Source organism: Pseudomonas cichorii (genome assembly GCF_019719005.1).
Classification (GTDB): domain Bacteria; phylum Pseudomonadota; class Gammaproteobacteria; order Pseudomonadales; family Pseudomonadaceae; genus Aquipseudomonas; species Aquipseudomonas cichorii_E.
In genome coordinates this window covers 162,280-179,289 of record NZ_JAIGPJ010000006.1, presented here as the reverse complement: position 1 = coordinate 179,289, position 17,010 = coordinate 162,280, and the positions used below count along the sequence as shown (strand labels likewise).

The 17,010-nt window shown below is 56.1% G+C and carries 14 protein-coding genes; 10 read left to right on the top strand and 4 right to left on the bottom strand.

Annotated elements, in window-relative coordinates; translation table 11 throughout:
- The first annotated feature begins 9 nt into the window (after positions 1-9).
- A complete protein-coding gene (gene macA, locus K5D32_RS07730; RefSeq protein WP_221599676.1) occupies positions 10-1,185 on the top strand; it encodes a macrolide transporter subunit MacA in 1,176 nt (391 codons plus the stop codon).
- A complete protein-coding gene (locus tag K5D32_RS07725; RefSeq protein ID WP_095068666.1) occupies positions 1,182-3,146 on the top strand; it encodes a MacB family efflux pump subunit in 1,965 nt (654 codons plus the stop codon). The genes macA and K5D32_RS07725 overlap by 4 nt, the downstream gene beginning before the upstream one ends.
- Before the next feature lie 133 nt (positions 3,147-3,279).
- Here the strand turns inward: K5D32_RS07725 and K5D32_RS07720 are convergent, their stop codons facing one another.
- The 4 genes from K5D32_RS07720 to K5D32_RS07705 all read right to left on the bottom strand — a co-directional run bounded on the left by K5D32_RS07720 (position 3,280) and on the right by K5D32_RS07705 (position 8,352).
- Entirely contained in the window at positions 3,280-4,122 is an 843-nt protein-coding gene (locus K5D32_RS07720) for a helix-turn-helix transcriptional regulator (protein WP_221578310.1), read from the bottom strand.
- A gap of 627 nt (positions 4,123-4,749) precedes the next feature.
- Positions 4,750-5,481 (bottom strand): LuxR family transcriptional regulator, encoded by a 732-nt coding sequence (locus K5D32_RS07715; protein WP_221578309.1) that lies wholly within the window; start codon positions 5,479-5,481, stop codon positions 4,750-4,752.
- A 558-nt stretch (positions 5,482-6,039) separates the two neighbouring features.
- Positions 6,040-7,497: an AdeC/AdeK/OprM family multidrug efflux complex outer membrane factor gene (gene adeC, locus K5D32_RS07710; protein WP_221599674.1), complete on the bottom strand. Its 1,458-nt coding sequence runs from the start codon at positions 7,495-7,497 to the stop codon at positions 6,040-6,042.
- 45 nt (positions 7,498-7,542) lie between these two features.
- Complete coding sequence (locus K5D32_RS07705; RefSeq protein ID WP_260407302.1) at positions 7,543-8,352, bottom strand: helix-turn-helix transcriptional regulator; 810 nt, start codon at positions 8,350-8,352, stop codon at positions 7,543-7,545.
- A 412-nt stretch (positions 8,353-8,764) separates the two neighbouring features.
- On the opposite strand from K5D32_RS07705, the gene K5D32_RS07700 reads away from it, so the two are divergent.
- The 8 genes from K5D32_RS07700 to K5D32_RS07665 all read left to right on the top strand — a co-directional run bounded on the left by K5D32_RS07700 (position 8,765) and on the right by K5D32_RS07665 (position 16,970).
- Positions 8,765-9,877, top strand: coding sequence for an efflux RND transporter periplasmic adaptor subunit (locus tag K5D32_RS07700; RefSeq protein ID WP_260407301.1), 1,113 nt, complete (start codon positions 8,765-8,767; stop codon positions 9,875-9,877).
- Between the two features lie 168 nt (positions 9,878-10,045).
- Complete coding sequence (locus K5D32_RS07695) at positions 10,046-10,474, top strand: DUF2231 domain-containing protein (RefSeq protein ID WP_221578306.1); 429 nt, start codon at positions 10,046-10,048, stop codon at positions 10,472-10,474.
- Entirely contained in the window at positions 10,471-11,763 is a 1,293-nt protein-coding gene (locus K5D32_RS07690; RefSeq protein WP_221599670.1) for a sorbosone dehydrogenase family protein, read from the top strand. Before K5D32_RS07695 ends, K5D32_RS07690 begins: the two co-directional genes overlap by 4 nt.
- Before the next feature lie 208 nt (positions 11,764-11,971).
- A complete protein-coding gene (locus K5D32_RS07685) occupies positions 11,972-13,549 on the top strand; it encodes an ABC transporter substrate-binding protein (RefSeq protein WP_221578304.1) in 1,578 nt (525 codons plus the stop codon).
- 20 nt (positions 13,550-13,569) lie between these two features.
- Complete coding sequence (locus K5D32_RS07680) at positions 13,570-14,580, top strand: ABC transporter permease (protein ID WP_221578317.1); 1,011 nt, start codon at positions 13,570-13,572, stop codon at positions 14,578-14,580.
- The gene (locus tag K5D32_RS07675) at positions 14,577-15,431 is read left to right on the top strand and encodes an ABC transporter permease (RefSeq protein ID WP_221578303.1); all 855 of its coding nucleotides are present in this window, start codon (positions 14,577-14,579) and stop codon (positions 15,429-15,431) included. The genes K5D32_RS07680 and K5D32_RS07675 overlap by 4 nt, the downstream gene beginning before the upstream one ends.
- Positions 15,421-16,269, top strand: a complete 849-nt coding sequence (locus tag K5D32_RS07670; RefSeq protein WP_221593265.1) for an ABC transporter ATP-binding protein — start codon at positions 15,421-15,423, stop codon at positions 16,267-16,269. The genes K5D32_RS07675 and K5D32_RS07670 overlap by 11 nt, the downstream gene beginning before the upstream one ends.
- Positions 16,266-16,970 (top strand): ABC transporter ATP-binding protein, encoded by a 705-nt coding sequence (locus K5D32_RS07665; protein ID WP_221578301.1) that lies wholly within the window; start codon positions 16,266-16,268, stop codon positions 16,968-16,970. The genes K5D32_RS07670 and K5D32_RS07665 overlap by 4 nt, the downstream gene beginning before the upstream one ends.
- Positions 16,971-17,010 lie beyond the last annotated feature (40 nt).

The window sequence follows — 17,010 nt, the reverse complement described above, 5'->3', positions numbered from 1 at the left end:
TGGTCCTATATGCCAAAGTTCAAATTTCGCAAAACCGTTATCATTCTCGGTCTGGTGGCTGCTGCCGGGGTTATGTATGCCGCGACTCGCTCCGAGGAAGCGCCGCCCCAGTACCTGACAGCCAAGGCCGAGCGCAGCGACATCGAGAATTCGGTGCTGGCTACCGGCGTTCTGCAAGGCGTCAGGCAGGTCGATGTCGGTGCCCAGGTGTCCGGCCAGTTGAAGTCTCTCAAGGTCCAGCTGGGAGATGAGGTTAAGAAAGGGCAGTGGCTGGCCGAGATCGACCCTGTCGTGCTGCAGAACTCCCTGCGCCAGGCTCAGGTCAATGAAGAGGACCTGATCGCCAAGAAGGAAGCTACGGCAGCGCAACTGGGCCAAGCCAAGGCCACCTACGAGCGTTATCTGAACCTGCTGCCGGCCAACGCAATCTCGAAGCAGGATTTCGAGACGGCCAAGGCGGATTTTCATGTTCAGGATGCCAACCTGCGCTCCTTGAATGCTCAGCTCAAGGATGCACGTATCCAGGTGGAAACCGCCCGGGTCAATCTGGGGTATACGCGCATTGTCGCGCCTATCGATGGCGCCGTAGTGGGCATCGTGACCCAGGAAGGCCAGACCGTCATCGCCCAACAGCTGGCGCCGGTGCTGCTCAAACTGGCCGATCTGGACACCATGACCGTCAAGGCTCAGGTTTCCGAAGCGGATGTGATTCACATCAAACAAGGCCAGGAAGTCTATTTCACGATCCTGGGCGAGTCAGACAAGCGCTACTACGGCAAATTGCGCGGTATCGAGCCTGCGCCGCAGAACTTCCTGGAAACCCAGGCCAACAACTCCAGTCGCCAGAACACAGCGGTTTTCTATAACGCGCTGTTCGATGTGCCCAATCCCGATCACAAGCTGCGCATTTCGATGACCGCGCAGGTGCGTATCGTCCTTTCCAAAGCCTCCGGTGTGCTGACAGTGCCTGTTGCAGCCTTGGGCGACAAAGATGCTGACGGCCGTTTTGCGGTTCGCGTACTGGATGCTCAGGGGCTGGCTCAGGTTCGCAAGGTCAAGACCGGCATCAATAACAATGTCCGGGTGCAGATCGATGACGGACTGCAGGAAGGTGATCAAGTGGTCATCGGTGAGCCTTCCACCTCGACGGCGACTGCAACCGCAACGTCGGGGGCTGGCGCATGACGACTCAACCGTTACTGGAACTGCAGGGCATTACCCGTCGCTTCAGCGCAGGTGCCAAGGATTTCATTGCCCTGGATAACATCAATCTGACCATCAACGAAGGGGAGCTGGTCGCGATCATCGGCGCATCCGGGTCGGGCAAGTCGACGCTGATGAACGTGCTTGGCTGCCTCGATCATGCCGATGCCGGGAGCTACAAGGTCAGCGGACGTGAAACCCATGCGCTGACGGATGACGAACTGGCAGCCCTCAGGCGTGATCATTTCGGTTTCATCTTCCAGCGTTATCACCTGCTTGGGCACTTGAGTGCTGTCAATAACGTCGAGATGCCTGCGATCTACGCTGGTGTCGGCGAGTCAGCCCGAAATGACAGGGCGCAAGAGCTTCTGTCACGCCTGGGGTTGGGGGAACATCTGAGCAATCGGCCCAATCAGCTCTCTGGCGGTCAGCAGCAACGGGTCAGTATTGCGCGTGCCTTGATGAACGGAGGTGAGATCATTCTCGCCGACGAGCCGACCGGAGCGCTGGACACAGCAAGCGGCAAGGAGGTGATGAAGATTCTGCTGGAACTCAATGCGGCCGGGCGCACGGTCATTCTGGTTACTCACGATGAGAAGGTTGCAGCGCATGCGCAGCGAGTCATCGAGATATCAGACGGCAAGATTGTCAGTGATCGTATCAATCCTGATCGTCAGGCCCCGCAAGACCAGGAGCAGGACCGGTTACCGACGAAAAACCGGAAGGGCAATCGCCTGGTGGCCAGCTTCGAGCTGTTCCGCGAGGCATTCACCATGGCCTGGGTTGCGCTGATATCGCACCGCATGCGTACTTTGTTGACCATGCTGGGGATTGTCATCGGCATTACGTCCGTAGTGTCGATCGTGGCGGTCGGCGAGGGCGCCAAACGCTATGTACTCAACGACATCGCTGCCATTGGCAGCACGACCATCGAGATATTCCCCGGGACCGACTGGGGAGACAGCCGCTCGGCGGCGATCGAAACGCTCTCCCTGGGTGACGTCGCGGCGCTGGGGGAGCAGTATTACATTGACAGCGCGACACCCAATGTCGGCCGCAACCTGCTGCTGCGCTATCAGAATCTCGATGTGACCGCGACAGTCAACGGAGTAGGCGACAACTACTTCCGTGTACGAGGCATCAAGATGGGCGAGGGCGTGGGCTTCAGCAAGGAAGACAGCATTCGCCAGGCCCAGGTGGTGGTGATCGATCACAACACCCGTACACGCCTGTTCGGGCCGAAAACCGATCCGCTGGGGCAGGTGATTCTGGTGGATAACCTGCCTTGTATCGTCATTGGTGTGACCGAAGACAAGAAGAGCGTATTCAACACCAGCAAAAACCTGAATGTATGGATGCCTTACGAAACGGCGTCCGGCCGTTTGCTGGGTCAGCGTTATCTGGACAGCATCACGGTACGGGTCAAGGACGGTCAGCCGAGCAAGCTGGTGGAAGAAAACCTGACCAAACTTATCGAGAAACGCCATGGCACCAAGGATTTCTTCACCTACAACCTGGACAGCATCATGCAGACCGTGCAGAAGACCAGTCAGTCCCTGGCGCTGCTGTTGTCGCTGATCGCAGTGATTTCCCTGGTGGTAGGCGGTATAGGCGTCATGAACATCATGCTGGTATCGGTGACCGAGCGTACCCGCGAGATCGGCATCAGGATGGCGGTGGGCGCAAGGCCTTCTGACATTCGCCAGCAGTTTCTGGTTGAGGCGGTCATGGTTTGCCTGCTGGGCGGCCTGATCGGCATCGGTCTGTCCTTTGCCATCGGTTATGTGTTTTCCCTGCTGGTCAAGGAATGGCAGATGGTGTTTTCACTGGGATCGATCATAACGGCGTTCGTCTGTTCCACCCTGATCGGCATCGTGTTCGGCTTTGTACCTGCACGCAATGCGGCACGTCTTGATCCCATCGAGGCTCTTGCACGGGACTGAGCCCTGCAGCCAGCCCCGGTTACCCGGGGCTGAACCGGCTGAAGGAAGCAAGGGTATCGGTCAGTACATCCCCGGGATGTAGAACCGATACCCTTGCGAAAGGCAGTGAACGTTAACGAAGTGGAGAGCTGTCTCAGACAGCCTTTTGATAGACGCCGGCAGCAGTGACACTGCGTTTGGTGTCGGTTGAATGCAGCCAGCGAAGCAGCGGGCTACGGCCACCAATCCCCATCTTTACCGCTGCGCGCTTGAAATAGCTCTCTACGGTGCTGACCTTCAATTCCAGCCGTTCGGCCAGTTGAGGCACAGTGAGGCCTGCCAGCAGGCCTACGCATACCTCGGTTTCGCGCAGTGACAGGCTCAGCTCGCATGCATCCAGGCGATCAAGGAAGCGCTGGCGCAAGCTTTCCATGGCTGCATCTTCAGCAGCACCGGCGATAATCGGTGTTGGAGCCACAGCTGTGCGTACGGGCGTCAGGGTGGCGATGTGTTCTTCCACAATGGGCAACAGCATCCAGGACATGTCCTTGAGTTGCGACCGCTCCTGGCTGGTGAAAGGTTTGGACGAGGACGAGCGATAAACCGAGATGACGCAGCGTTGGCCATTGCTGTGCGATGCCAGGTGCACTTGAGGCACCTCACTCTGGTCTGCGCACTGGTTCGAGATGTCCTGTACGTCGAATCTGATGCTTTTATCAATACGGGCATTGGCAAACTGGTCGGCGCTCAGCAAGACAGGCTCCAGGCGGGGCTTTCCGGTCTGCGGCATGGCATCCTGACTTGAGCTCCTGGTCATGGGAGCGGGTACTGATGCCGTTGTCGCGACCTCCACCAGCCTGGTGCGGTGCTGGGTCACATGAGTGGCGTCGACATGGAGCGAGGCACTGATCAGATCGTGAAGCAGGCGGGCAAAATGACGGCTTCCAGTACCGGTGATGACTTTACCCAGATGGGGAAAGAGTTGTTGAACGTTCATCAGACTTCCTTTTTGTGTTAGATGAAATTTTTTTCAGTTGAATTTCTTCAACCTTCCCAATCGCGACTAAAACGGCGACGGGCCTATGGATTAAGGTCTGGGTCGTCATCTTCCTGTACGCTTCCCAAGCCTTCCCCTTGGCGATTCAAGGGCTATTTTCTCGCAGCGAGTAATACCAGGAACTTGTAAGACTATTCAAAAAACGACATCGATCGGGTTAAACATCTATCCGGCGCTCGGGTGGCGGAGTGGAGTAACTATTTGTGCGATGTCTGAATATTGAACAGTGATTGATTTTTAACTTTCACCCCGCTCTTTTACTACTGTACCTAGGTACAGGAATGAATCATGAGGGCGTGTGCGCTGTTATAATTTTTTTCAATGCCTCGGATAGTTAATGTTTATCGAAAACTTTCCTTAAGGTGAAACCTTGCTAAACATTCCCGTCGTAACGTGCGCCGCTTAAACATATATATGTTTCAAACGCGTGTTTGTTGGGTAAGTTGTGAAGGTATATCGTGGGCGCACGCAAACTGCGCACTCATTGAGTGCGAGAATGTGCTTTCAATCAGGGCAAAAAGAGGGAGTTACTCTATCTTCCTGGACTAGACCAAAGTGATATCTGGACTAGACCAAGTTGAGATACATGGCTTTCATCATGGCCTGCTTCACGTTGACGCACTCCAGTTTTTCCGTCATCTGGTGAGCATAGAATTTCACGGTGCGCTCGCTGATGTTCATTATCAGGCCGATTTCACGATAGGTCTTGCCCATGCTCAGCCATCGCAGAAACTCGTTTTCACGAGGGGTGAGCCTCAGCGAATCGGAGGAGGAAGAGGGCTGCGGCCGGTTGTGGTGGGCGAGATCGCTTATGGCCTTTATCGCCAGTTGATGGGCTTTGATACTAGGCACAAAGGCTTTGTTAGCCAGGGAAGCGGCCAGGTGCATCGAGCCAAACGTGCGGCCTGGCTCATGCATCGGCACGGTGAAACCCTGTTCGATCCCGTAGTGGGCGGATTGCTCGACCACCTCCAGATTGACGTGTTTAGGCCGCAGAATCTCGCTCCAGAAGAACGGGCTCGAGGTGTTTGCCGAATGAATGATGATGGGGTCTTTCTTGTAGAGTGATTTCTTGCGATAGGTCTCGATCCACTCGGTCGGGTAATTGCTGAATATGGAGACTCGAGAAATACCCAGGGGGGTGAGGTCCATGTGCAGGTAGGCAAAATAATCAACGTTTAACTTGCCAAACAGGGAGGCGAGCGCACTGATATATTCAGTTTCACTGGCGGCAGGGAAATTGCGCTCCGCTTCGATGAGCAAATCAAATACCTGGGAACCCGGCAGTTTTGTGTGCATAGAGTCAGTCCGATAAATATCAATCTTGGCCACGCTTGTGCGTGTCTGTCACCCGGTCAAGAACGCTGAATAGTGCGAGTTTTCATCGGAAACAAGTGAGGTCGTATGACAACGGACGATCAGGAAAGTTCAATGGCAAGTTCGGGGCTTGTCGTGTATGGCCTGCGCCCTAAGTCTGCCGTATGTGAAAATTTCATGATTTCAAAAGTCGCTGTTTACCTGCTCTAAGATTCGATGATTCACGCACGGATCCAATCATGCACGGGGATTGGAAAAAAAGCTATATCGTTTCAGCCTCTAGTGCAACCTGCAGGTGTTGGCTTTTATCATTTTTGGCTATATGAGCGGGCTGGAGTTTGTGTTGGGGGTCTTTGATTGAGTGAATTAGTAACACCACTACATGATTTAGTGCATATACATACATATGAGTAGGTAAAAAAATATTAATCTGCCTTGGTACGCTAAGTGCTAGCTATTTAATATTAAGCGCCGACTATCATGCTGCGCAGATGCACTAGGTCACCATTATCATTTGAATGGATTATTCAGAATGCCCGCTTACGCGGGCGGTGCCTGAGCAGGGATGGGCGCAAGGCTTGCTGGTGTGGTGTACTCATGCCAGCCACCACCTAACGCCTTGTAGAGATCGATTTCGGCCGTGAGCTGGGCGAGACGATCCGAGATTAGTGTCGATTGAGCGGTGAACAGCGAGCGCTGGGCATCCAGCAGGGTAAGGCTGCTATCAAGGCCGCTTCTGTAACGTGCCTCTGCCAGCCGGTAGTAGTCCTCGTTGGCTTTGAGTGAGTCACGCTGCGCGATCAGTTGTTCTGTGTAGGTCTGCCTTGCCGCCAGGCCATCGGCGACTTCCTGGAATGCGGTCTGGATGCTTTTCTCATACTGTGCGACCCGGATATCCTTCTGGATTTTCGAGTAGTCCAGGCTGGCGCGCAGGTTGCCGGCATTGAAGATCGGAATGTTGATCTGTGGCTGGAACAGCCAGCCTCCTGAGCCCGCCTTGAACAACCCCGACAGCTCAGTACTTGAGGTGCCTGCATTGGCAGTCAGGCTGATACTGGGAAAGAATGCGGCCCGCGCAGCGCCGATATTGGCATTGGCGGCTTTGAGCAGGTATTCGGCCTGGAGAATGTCCGGGCGACGCTGCAACAGTTCCGAAGGCAAGCCCGCGGGTACGCTGCCAAGAAGCTCGCTGCTCAAGGGCTGCGCCGGCAGCGTATCCGAAACACGGGTTCCCACCAGCAGTGTCAGGGCATTGAGGTCCTGGGCAACCAGTCTTTCGTATTGCGCCAGGCGTGCCCGCGCACTTTCCACGGATGTACGAGCCTGGCTGATTGCCAGGGCCGATGCAGTGCCTGCCGACCCTTGCTGAAGGGTCAGATTGAGACTCTGCTCATAGGTTTGCAGAGTGTCACTGGTGAGTCTGAGTTGCTCCTGATCTGCACGCCAGGTGAGGTAAGCGTTTGCCACGTTGGCCACAAGACTCAGTTGCGTACTGCGCCGTGCCTGTTCGCTGGAAAGATAGATTTCCAGATCTTCACGGGAAAGGCTGCGGTTGCGGCCGAACAGGTCCAGCTCGTAGGCGCTGATACCCAATGTGGTGGAGTAGGAGCTGCTGATGGCGCGCTTGTTAACCCCTGACAAATCGGCAGGAAGGCTCTGTCGCGTGCCTGACCCGCTCACCGAAACAGCAGGAAACAGGTCGCTGCGTTGTATGCGGTACTGAGCCTGATAGGCCTCGATATTGAGTACGGCTACGCGCAAGTCGCGGTTATTGGACAATGAGCTTTCGATCAGTTGGCCAAGCACCGGGTCACGAAAGAAGTTTCGCCAGCCTTGTTCCGCCGCTGCCTGACCTGCAGGCGCAGTAACACCTGTCGCATAGGCTGTACCCGTCGGATAGCTTGCAGCTACAGGTGCGGGCGGGCGTTGATAGTCGGGAATGAGAGAGCAACCGCCAAGTACTGAAGCCGCCAGGGCGCTGAGTAGGAAGTACTTCATTGAAATAGCCTTTGTGGGTACCGGCAACCCTCTGCATTCAGTGGCTCAGACACTCTGGGAGACACCAATCATCCACTTCACCAGGCCATGACGTCCTTTCACGCCAAGCTTGGCTGCTGCACGTTTGAGGTAGGTTTCTATGGAGCTGTTTTTGACATGGAGTTTTTCAGCCATTTCCGGAACAGTTGAACCGGCGAGCAAGCCAAGACAGATTTCCTTTTCACGCAACGACAGCCTGACTTCGGAGAGCGTCAGCTTTTCGTTGAAGTCTTTCTGCAACTGTTGTCCACCCTGCATTGCTGAATCTTCTTCGGTCGGTGTGCTGAAGAGATTGCGTGTTGTCTGAGCGTGTCGCTCCAGCAAGGGCAACAGGGTTTCGGAAAAATTCTTCAGGAAGGACAGCTCATGCAGAGAGAAATCACGCAGTGGCGGTTCCCGGCGCAGAGAGATCACACAGCGGCGATTGGACTTTCGTGAAACCAGATTGCACTGGTAGGCGACACTGGAGCCTGCGTTACTGCCAGGTGCATCGTTGATTGTGTATTTGAGGTGAATCAGCAGTGAATCATCCAGGTTGAGCATCCGCGTGAGCAGCATCTGGTTGTCCGGCAATGCTGTCGGCGTTCCCAGCTTTCGCTCTGTAGCTTCGCGCCCAAGAGGCTGGATGCTTATGATGCTTGCCTCGCTTTCATCGATAGTCCATTCGCTGAGTTCAAGGAAATCGATGGGCACAGAGGCTGCTATGAGCTGATACATATTGGAGACGAACTGCGCATCACCGACGCTCGAGATAAGACGCCCCAGTTCAAGAAAGTAAGCCGGTTGCTTTCCCGTCATTCGTAGATTGGCATTCATCACACGTGTGCCCCCATGGCATTAATTTCCGCCGGTATTTCAGGTATCCCCCGGCACGGAAGTCCATCGATGTCTTGCCTTGTGGTGCGCTCATTTTGTAGGACAAGACTCCTAATGTATGGATGAATGTACACATGGGCCTTGATCAATGTCTGTAAGGGAAACTGGGGACAAACTGTCATGCATGCCTCTGAAAACCCTACAGAGCCTGCACTGTAAGATTCTTGAGCCTGTAGATGAATACCACAGCAATCTTGTCCCCGAATGCAAGGACAGACGCCCCCGAGCCCGAATGTTTCTATTCCCCTGACAGAGAATGAGGGGGTTGCATGCATATCACGAAAAGGGCCTGGTGGTGAGGAGGATCTGGCGTTTTCTGTGTGGTCTCAACTACCGCAAGATCATTCTGCGGATGATTTTCATCGACCTGCTGGTGTCACTGGCCGGTTATGCTCTTTATAAAGGTGCCACTCAAGACGAGGCTCCTCATTACCTGACCGCTTCGGCCGAGATTACCCACATCGAAAATGCCGTACAGGCAGAAGGCGTGCTTCAGGGCCAGCAGCAAGTGGATGTGGGGGCCCAGGTTTCCGGCCAGTTGCAAAGCCTGAAGGTCGCTCCCGGCGACAATGTCCAGAAAGGGCAGTTACTGGCCCAGATTGATCCTCTGCCGGCGAGCAACGCGTTGCGTCAGGCCATCGTCAACAGTGAAAGGCTGACTGCTGACAGAGATGCGGCCGCTCACCAGTCACACCTCGCACGTTTGACCTACCAACGCTTTGAGGAACTGGGGGCCGATGCTGCAGTATCGGGTGAGGATTTCGACAAGGCGCGCTTTGATCATGAAGAGAAGAGCGCCACGCTCGCGTCGCTTCAGGCCCAGGTTCGTACTGCCCGAATCAACATAGAGACAGCCCGGATAAACCTGGGGTACACCCGGATTCTTGCGCCCATGGATGGCAAGATCCTGGCCATCGTTACTCAGGAAGGCCAGACAGTCATTGCAGAGCAACTGGCGCCTGTGATTCTGAAAATGGCCCGGCTCGATACGATGACCATCAAGGCCCGGGTTTCTGAGGCCGATGTGGTGAAGATCAAGGCTGGCATGCCGGTCTACTTCACGATACTCGGGGACCGCGACAAGCGTTACAGCGCTACATTGCGAGGCATCGAGCCGGCCTCTACCAGTTTCGCCAGCCAGTCCAGCGGAGCAGGGCGGTCAGATTCAGCGGTTTTCTACAATGCCTTCTTCGATGTTCCCAATCCCGACGGGCGCTTGAGAATCAATATGACGGCACAGGTACGCGTCGTGATCGAGGTGAGTGAGGGTGTCGTGACGATTCCTTTGGCGGCATTGGGCGAACAGAACCCTGACGGCACTTATCCGGTGCGCATCCTTGAAGAGCAGGACCAGGTCAGAACGGAAAATATACGTACCGGCATCAATAACAAGGTCAGGGTTCAGGTGCTGTCCGGTCTGAAGGCGGGAGACAAGGTCGTGATAGGGGGGGAGGTACCGAAATAGAGGTCTTGTCTTTCCCTGAGGCGCCTTGAACATATTTAGATACGAAACGGGCTGAACTAATGGCTTGGCCATGCGTTCCTTTTCTGTGCGCAGTCTGCGCGCGCCCTGATGAGCCGGTGCCACTGCACCGAGCATGAGTCCAGGTTCGCCACACGATAAGGAGCCGCCGTGACCGTTACCGCCACCCCCGTCTACCGAAGCACGCCAAGCCCGCTGCACGCGATCTTGCTTGCCGGAACCGTCCCGCTGTTTCTCGGCGCCTTGCTGAGTGACATTGCCTATTTCAAGACCTTTCAGATCCAGTGGAGCAACTTTGCGTCCTGGCTTATTGCCGGTGGCCTGGTTTTCTGCGGCCTGGCGCTGCTGTTCGCGCTGGTCAATCTGATCCGGGCAGAGCACAAGGCTGGTCGCCCGGTGGTGTACTTTCTGCTGCTTCTGGGCACTTGGGTATTGGGCCTGATCAATGCTTTCGAGCATGCGAAAGACGCATGGGCCGTCATGCCCTCGGGTCTGGTTCTGTCTGTCATCGTGACCCTGCTGTCTGTTGTGGCCGCATGGATCGGGTTGAGCAACCTGCGGTCGGGAGGTGCGCAATGAGACATTTGCCTGCACTGTCTGTTTTGAGTGTTGCCTTGTTGCTGAGCGCATGTGGCGGCGAAGCGGATAGCACCCAGTCTCTCGGGCCCGATCCCAAACTGCCTGAGCCGCAACGTGGCCTGCTGCCGAGCATGAAAATTGCCGAGCCGGCTGAGTGGGGCGATAAAAAGCCAACCGTGCCTCAGGGCTACAGTGTTACCGCGATCGCTACCGATCTGAGAATCCCGCGTCAGACTCTTGTTCTACCCAACGGCGATATCATCGTTGCAGAAGGTCGTGGCGGCGGTGCTGCGAAGCTCAAGCCCAAGGATGTCATCGCAAGCGTCATCAAGGCCGAGGGTAATACCAAGGTCAAAGGCGGTAACCGTCTGACATTGCTGCGCGATGCCGACGGTGATGGAACCTACGAGCTGAAGACTGTGTTTGCCGAAAACCTCAACGCGCCTTATGGCCTGGCCTTTGCCGATGGCAAGCTGTACGTGGCGAACCAGGATGCGCTGGTGCGTTTCGATTATGCAGAAGGCCAGACCAAGGCCAGCGGCGCACCCACCAAGGTCACCGACCTGCCTTCCGAGATCAACCACCACTGGACCAAGGCTCTGACTGTCAGCCCTGACGGCCGTTTCCTGTATGTGGGTATCGGCTCAAACAGCAACGTCACCGAACGTGGCATGGAGGCAGAAGTCGACCGTGCCATGGTATGGCAGATCGATGCTCAGACAGGCGCTCATAAACCTTATGCAACCGGTCTGCGCAACCCCACGGCATTGGCGATTCAGCCTGAGACGGGGCAGTTGTGGACGGTGGTCAACGAACGTGATGAGCTTGGGCCCGATCTGGTTCCCGACTACCTGACCTCTGTACGCGAAGGCGGATTTTACGGCTGGCCTTACAGCTATTGGGGACAGAACGTCGACTCTCGCGCACAGCCGCAGAATCCCGAGAAGGTGGCTGCTGCAATCAAGCCGGATTACAGCCTGGGATCGCACGTCGCAGCACTGGGCGTCGACTTCTCCATACCGGCCCTGGGCGACAAGTACGCAAACGGCGTATTCGTTGGCGAGCATGGCAGCTGGAACCGGGATAATCCGGTGGGTTACAAAGTGATCTTTGTACCGTTCAGCAATGGACGGCCAGCAGGCGAGCCACTTGATTTCGCTACAGGCTTTCGGGATGCCGACGGGAAAACCCGCGGTCGACCTGTAGGGGTGACTATCGATCCACGTGGCGCACTGATCATCGCGGATGACCTTGCGAATACGGTGTGGAGGGTTACCCGTAACCGCTAAACCCTGAGTGTCAGGCGCTGGGCAAATGACTGTGATACATGAGCAGTGTTGCCCAGCGCATTGATATACGTTCGATTTTTCTTCAGACACAGGCCGTTCTTCAACGCCAAAAAGTCATAAGTTAATGACTAAAAACTATTTTTCTTATTCCTAAAGGCAATATATCGTCGGTTCATATCACGATGTTTTCTGGAATGAGGGATCAAGCATGCGGCGTCTTACGGCTTTGGCAATGGCTATTGCAATCAGTGGTTCTGCGTGGGCAAAGACGCCTGCGGATACGTTGATTGTGGCTCGTTCAATTGACGATATCGTCAGCCTTGACCCCGCCGAAAGTTTTGAAATTACCGCTACAAACACCTTGGCCAACCTTTATCAGCGCCTGCTTGAGCCTGATCGCCAGAATCCGTCCGTACTGGTCCCTGCGTTGGCACAAAGCTGGACAGCAGGCAGTGACGACAAGAGTCTGGTGTTCAAACTGCGCTCCGGAGCGACTTTCTCTTCGGGCAACGCGGTACGCCCGGAGGACGTCATTTACTCGTTCAAGCGCGTCGTCAAACTGAACAAGACGCCTTCATTCATTCTGGGAGAGCTGGGCTGGACAGCAGACAACATTGACGGCTTTCTTACCAAGGTTGATGAAAATCATGTAAAAGTCGCCTGGCCGGCAGGTGTAGGTAGCTCGTTTGCCCTGAGTATTCTGTCTGCGACTCCCGTTGGTTTCATTGTCGATGCGACAGAAGTCGAGAAGCATGCGAAGGGCGCCGACCTGGGTAATGGCTGGCTGAAAAATCACTCGGCGGGCACTGGCGCTTATGCGCTGCGCTCCTATACACCTCATGAGGCCGTTGTTTTACAGGCCAACCCCCATGCAGCCGTAGCGCCCAAGCTGAAGACCGTCGTGATCAAGAACGTCACTGACCCTGCCACCCGCCGCCTGTTGGTGGTCCAGGGTGATGCGGACCTTGCGTATGATCTGGGCGCCGACCAGTTCAGCGCTCTGGAAAAGCAAAAGGGAGTGACCGTCCAGCGTTTTCCTTCATCGATGATCTACTACCTGGGCATCAACAGCGGTAACACCCAGGTTCCCGCCCTGAAGAATCCTGCTTTCTGGGAAGCCGCACGCTGGCTCGTGGACTACCAGAGCATTTCCAATAACCTGCTGAAAGGGCAATACAGCGTGCACCAGTCGTTCCTGCCAGCAGGTGTGGCGGGTTCATTGAGTGATCAGCCCTTCAAGCTGGACGTGGAAAAAGCCAAAGGCATCCTGAAAAATGCCGGCATCGCTGAAGGCACCAGGATTGAATTGAATGTCTTCAACCAACCGCCTTACACCGACATTGCCCAGGCTCTGCAATCCAGTTTCGCGAAAGCTGGCATCGACATTGCCGTTCGCCCTCTGGTAGAGAGTGAATTGTGGGCAAAAATGCGTAGCCGCGACTTCCAGCTGATCTTTACTTATTGGGGCATGGATTACCTTGACCCGAACTCCAACGCCAGCACCTTCACTTACAACGTAGAGAATGGGCCCAAAACTCTGGCATGGCGTACCCAGTGGAATATTCCCCAGCTAAGTCAGGAAACCCGTGCCGCAGCGGCTGAGCGCGATCCACAGAAACGCACTGCCTTGTATGCCCATCTGCAAAAAACCGTACAGGAAAGTTCGCCCTATGTCGTGGCGCTGCAAGGCCGCAATCAGGTTGCAGTTCATGAGGGCGTCGAAGGTGTTCTGCAGAACATCACGGTTTCTCTGCCGTACTTCGATCAGGTGAGCAAAGCCAAGTGAGGGTAGGGGCCTCGCGCAGGATTCGAGTGGCAGGAACCGGATTGTTAACCTTGTTGGTCACGCTGCTCGGCCTGCTTTTCTTTACTTTTCTGCTGACTACGTTTTCGCCGGTCGATCCGGCGTTACGTATTGCCGGGGATCGTGCCAGTGAGGCAACCCTGGCTCAGGTCCGCAGTGATCTGGGACTGGACCAACCCTGGCCAGTCAGGTTCGGCAGTTACCTCCACCAGCTTTCCCAAGGCGATCTGGGTGTTTCCAATACCTCCAGCAAGCCGGTGCTGGAAGACTTGAAACGTGCCTTGCCCGCCACCCTGGAACTCGCCACCCTGTCGATTGTGCTGGGTGCGTCTCTTGGCTTGTCACTGGGCCTGCTGGCTGCCTGGCGACCCGGTGGCTGGATCGACACGCTGGTGAGGTTGTTCTCACTGATCGGTTATTCGGTGCCGGTGTTCTGGCTCGGGCTGCTGATGCTGCTGTTGTTCTACGCAAAATTGCAGTGGGCGGGAGGGCCAGGCCGTCTGGATGATGCGTTTATCTACACCATCGAACTGCCCAGCGGCTGGATGCTGTGGGACACCTGGCGTTCGGGAGAAGAGGGGGCCTTGAGCAACGCCTTCTCACACCTGGTACTGCCGGTGCTGGTGTTGGGGTTTTACGCCATGGCGGGTATTTGCCGACTGACGCGCTCTGCACTGCTGGGTGAAATGGGCAAGGAGTACGTGATAACCGCTCTGGCCAAAGGTGCCGGGCGTGGTCGTGTGTTGTTTCGTCACGTTCTACCCAATGTCGCAGGCACGTTGGTAATTGTGGTTGCCCTGGCTTACGCCGGTCTGCTCGAAGGCTCCATTCTCACTGAAACCGTCTTTGCCTGGCCGGGTATCGGTCGCTATCTGACGACAGCACTGTTTGCAGGCGATGTGTCGGCGATTCTGGGTAGCACCTTGGTGATCGGCCTTTGTTTCGTGATCGTCAACGGTATCGCCGATGTGCTGGCAGGCATGATCGACCCACGGACGAGGGAGTTGCTATGAGTCTTTCTGTAGCCTTCGATACCGTGTCGGGACAACGCTGGTGGCGTCGTTCGCCAGCCTTGACCCTTGGCGGATCGTTGATTGTCCTGCTGCTGTTGATTGCGCTGTTCGCACCCTTGTTAAGCGGCTTTGATCCAAACCATCAAGATATCGAACAGCGGTTGTTGCCACCGTCAGCCAGTCATTGGCTGGGCACCGATGGCTTTGGCCGTGATCTGTTTACCCGTTTGCTTTATGGCACACGTCCCACCTTGTTGCTGGTGTCGCTGGTCTTGCTGCTGACCTTGCCGATCGGTGTGCTGGTGGGTGTCACGGCCGGGTTCTACGGCGGCTGGCCAGAGCGAATCCTGATGCGCATAACCGATGTAGTCATGGCTTTTCCGCAACTGGTTCTGGCCTTGGCATTCGTCGCCATTCTCGGGCCGGGGTTGCTCAACGGTGCGCTGGCCCTGTCGCTCACGGCATGGCCAGCTTATGCCCGTCAGGCACGGGCCGAAACCAGTGTCCTGCGCGACAGTGACTATCTGGCTGCGGCTCATCTGCAAGGGATCAAGGGCGCGCGCTTGCTGCTCGGGCATGTCTTGCCGCTGTGCCTGCCATCAGTGATTGTGCGGGTTGCATTGAATCTGGGTGGCATCATCCTGGCGGCTGCCGGGCTCGGTTTTCTCGGGCTGGGTGTCGAGCCACCGACCGCCGAATGGGGCTCGATGGTTGCCGATGGTAGCCGTGTCATCTTCGATCAGTGGTGGGTTGCTGCTGCACCGGGCATCGCGATTCTGCTGACGAGTTTGTCCTTCAACCTGCTGGGCGATGGCCTGCGCGATGTTCTGGATCCCCGTCATGGCTCGTGATGAAACACTCCTGGATGTAAGAGGCTTGCGTGTCGGTTTTCCCGGGCCTGATGCCCAGCGAATTGATGTCGTCAAAGGGATCGATTTCACCGTCGGAACTGAAAAGGTTGCCTTGGTGGGTGAGTCCGGTTCGGGCAAGTCACTGACCGCCCGTGCGCTGCTTGGGCTCGTGCCTCGTCCAGCTCGGGTTTCTGCAGAGCACATGCGCCTGGGGGCCGATGATTTACTGCGACTGAACGAAAAACAGTGGCAAACCCTGCGCGGTACTCGGTTATCACTGGTGCTACAGGACCCCAAGTATTCCCTAAATCCGGTGCTCAAGGTCGGCACTCAGGTAGAGGAAGTGCTGGTATTGCACACCCGACTCGGGCGTCGCGAGCGTCGTGAGAAGGTATTGGAAATGCTCGATGCGGTGGGCTTGCCGGATCCGGCAACGCTCTATGATCGCTATCCCCACGAACTGTCGGGTGGCATGGGCCAGCGAGTCATGCTGGCGGCGATGCTGATCAATGATCCTCGAGTGCTGATCGCCGACGAACCGACTTCAGCCCTGGACAGCAACCTGCGCGACCAGATGCTCGATCTGATCATGGGCCTGGTAGAGCAGCGGGGCATGGGTCTGCTGTTGATCAGCCACGATCTGCCTCTGGTCTCCAGATATTGCGACCGCGTGTTGGTCATGTACCAAGGCAATATCGTGGATCGGTGCCGGGCATCCGAGTTGGCGACTGCCAGCCATCCGTATACGAAGACCTTGTGGAACTGCCAGCCTTCGGCGCTGAGCTATGGGCAACCATTGCCTGTCCTGGACAGAAGCCTGCTTGAGGAGCATCGATGAACGCAGTGGAGATCAGTTCGTTGGCAGTGAGCTTCAAGCGCGGTTTGAGCCACTTCAAGGCGCTGGAAGTCGAGCAGATACAGATCGGGCAGGGTGAGTGTTACGGCCTGATTGGCGGCTCCGGTTCCGGCAAATCGACTCTGTTGAGGGTGCTTGCGGGACTGCAACGTGACTGGCAGGGCGGCGTTCAAGTGTTCGGCCAGTCTCTTGTGGCGCAGCAAGCCTTCAAGGGCAAACTGCGCCGCGATGTCCAGATGGTGTTTCAGGACCCATACGCTTCATTGCATCCCTTGCACCGCATTCGTCGCAGCCTGCGCGAGCCGCGGCAAGTCAACGGATTGCCTTTTGATGAGGCCACTCTGGTGGCGTCACTGGAGCAAGTGGGTTTGCCAGCCGAGGTTCTGGACCGTTATCCGCATCAGCTATCCGGCGGCCAGCGACAACGAGTCGCCATCGTCCGTGCCTTGCAACTGCAACCAAAGTTGCTGCTGCTCGACGAACCTACCTCGGCGCTGGACATGACCGTCCAGGCGGAAATCCTCAATCTGCTTCAAGGCCTGCGACGGGATACCGGGATGACCATGATTCTCGTCAGTCACGACATGAATACGGTTGCACATCTGTGCGACAGGGCTTTGCTGATCAAGGGCGGCAGCATTGAGCGACGGCTGGACTGGGAAGGGTTATCGGCCATTGTTTGATAAGCGTGCAGACATTATTCCGCCCAGATATTTGACCGTT

Coding starts and splice junctions, on each gene's coding strand:
- K5D32_RS07670 (WP_221593265.1), top strand. CDS start 15,421: ATGGCTCGTGATGAAACACTCCTGGATGTAAGAGGCTTGCGTGTCGGT.
- K5D32_RS07705 (WP_260407302.1), bottom strand. CDS start 8,352: ATGAATGCCAATCTACGAATGACGGGAAAGCAACCGGCTTACTTTCTT.
- K5D32_RS07715 (WP_221578309.1), bottom strand. CDS start 5,481: ATGCACACAAAACTGCCGGGTTCCCAGGTATTTGATTTGCTCATCGAA.
- K5D32_RS07685 (WP_221578304.1), top strand. CDS start 11,972: ATGCGGCGTCTTACGGCTTTGGCAATGGCTATTGCAATCAGTGGTTCT.
- K5D32_RS07700 (WP_260407301.1), top strand. CDS start 8,765: ATGATTTTCATCGACCTGCTGGTGTCACTGGCCGGTTATGCTCTTTAT.
- K5D32_RS07690 (WP_221599670.1), top strand. CDS start 10,471: ATGAGACATTTGCCTGCACTGTCTGTTTTGAGTGTTGCCTTGTTGCTG.
- K5D32_RS07675 (WP_221578303.1), top strand. CDS start 14,577: ATGAGTCTTTCTGTAGCCTTCGATACCGTGTCGGGACAACGCTGGTGG.
- macA (WP_221599676.1), top strand. CDS start 10: ATGCCAAAGTTCAAATTTCGCAAAACCGTTATCATTCTCGGTCTGGTG.
- K5D32_RS07725 (WP_095068666.1), top strand. CDS start 1,182: ATGACGACTCAACCGTTACTGGAACTGCAGGGCATTACCCGTCGCTTC.
- K5D32_RS07720 (WP_221578310.1), bottom strand. CDS start 4,122: ATGAACGTTCAACAACTCTTTCCCCATCTGGGTAAAGTCATCACCGGT.
- K5D32_RS07665 (WP_221578301.1), top strand. CDS start 16,266: ATGAACGCAGTGGAGATCAGTTCGTTGGCAGTGAGCTTCAAGCGCGGT.
- adeC (WP_221599674.1), bottom strand. CDS start 7,497: ATGAAGTACTTCCTACTCAGCGCCCTGGCGGCTTCAGTACTTGGCGGT.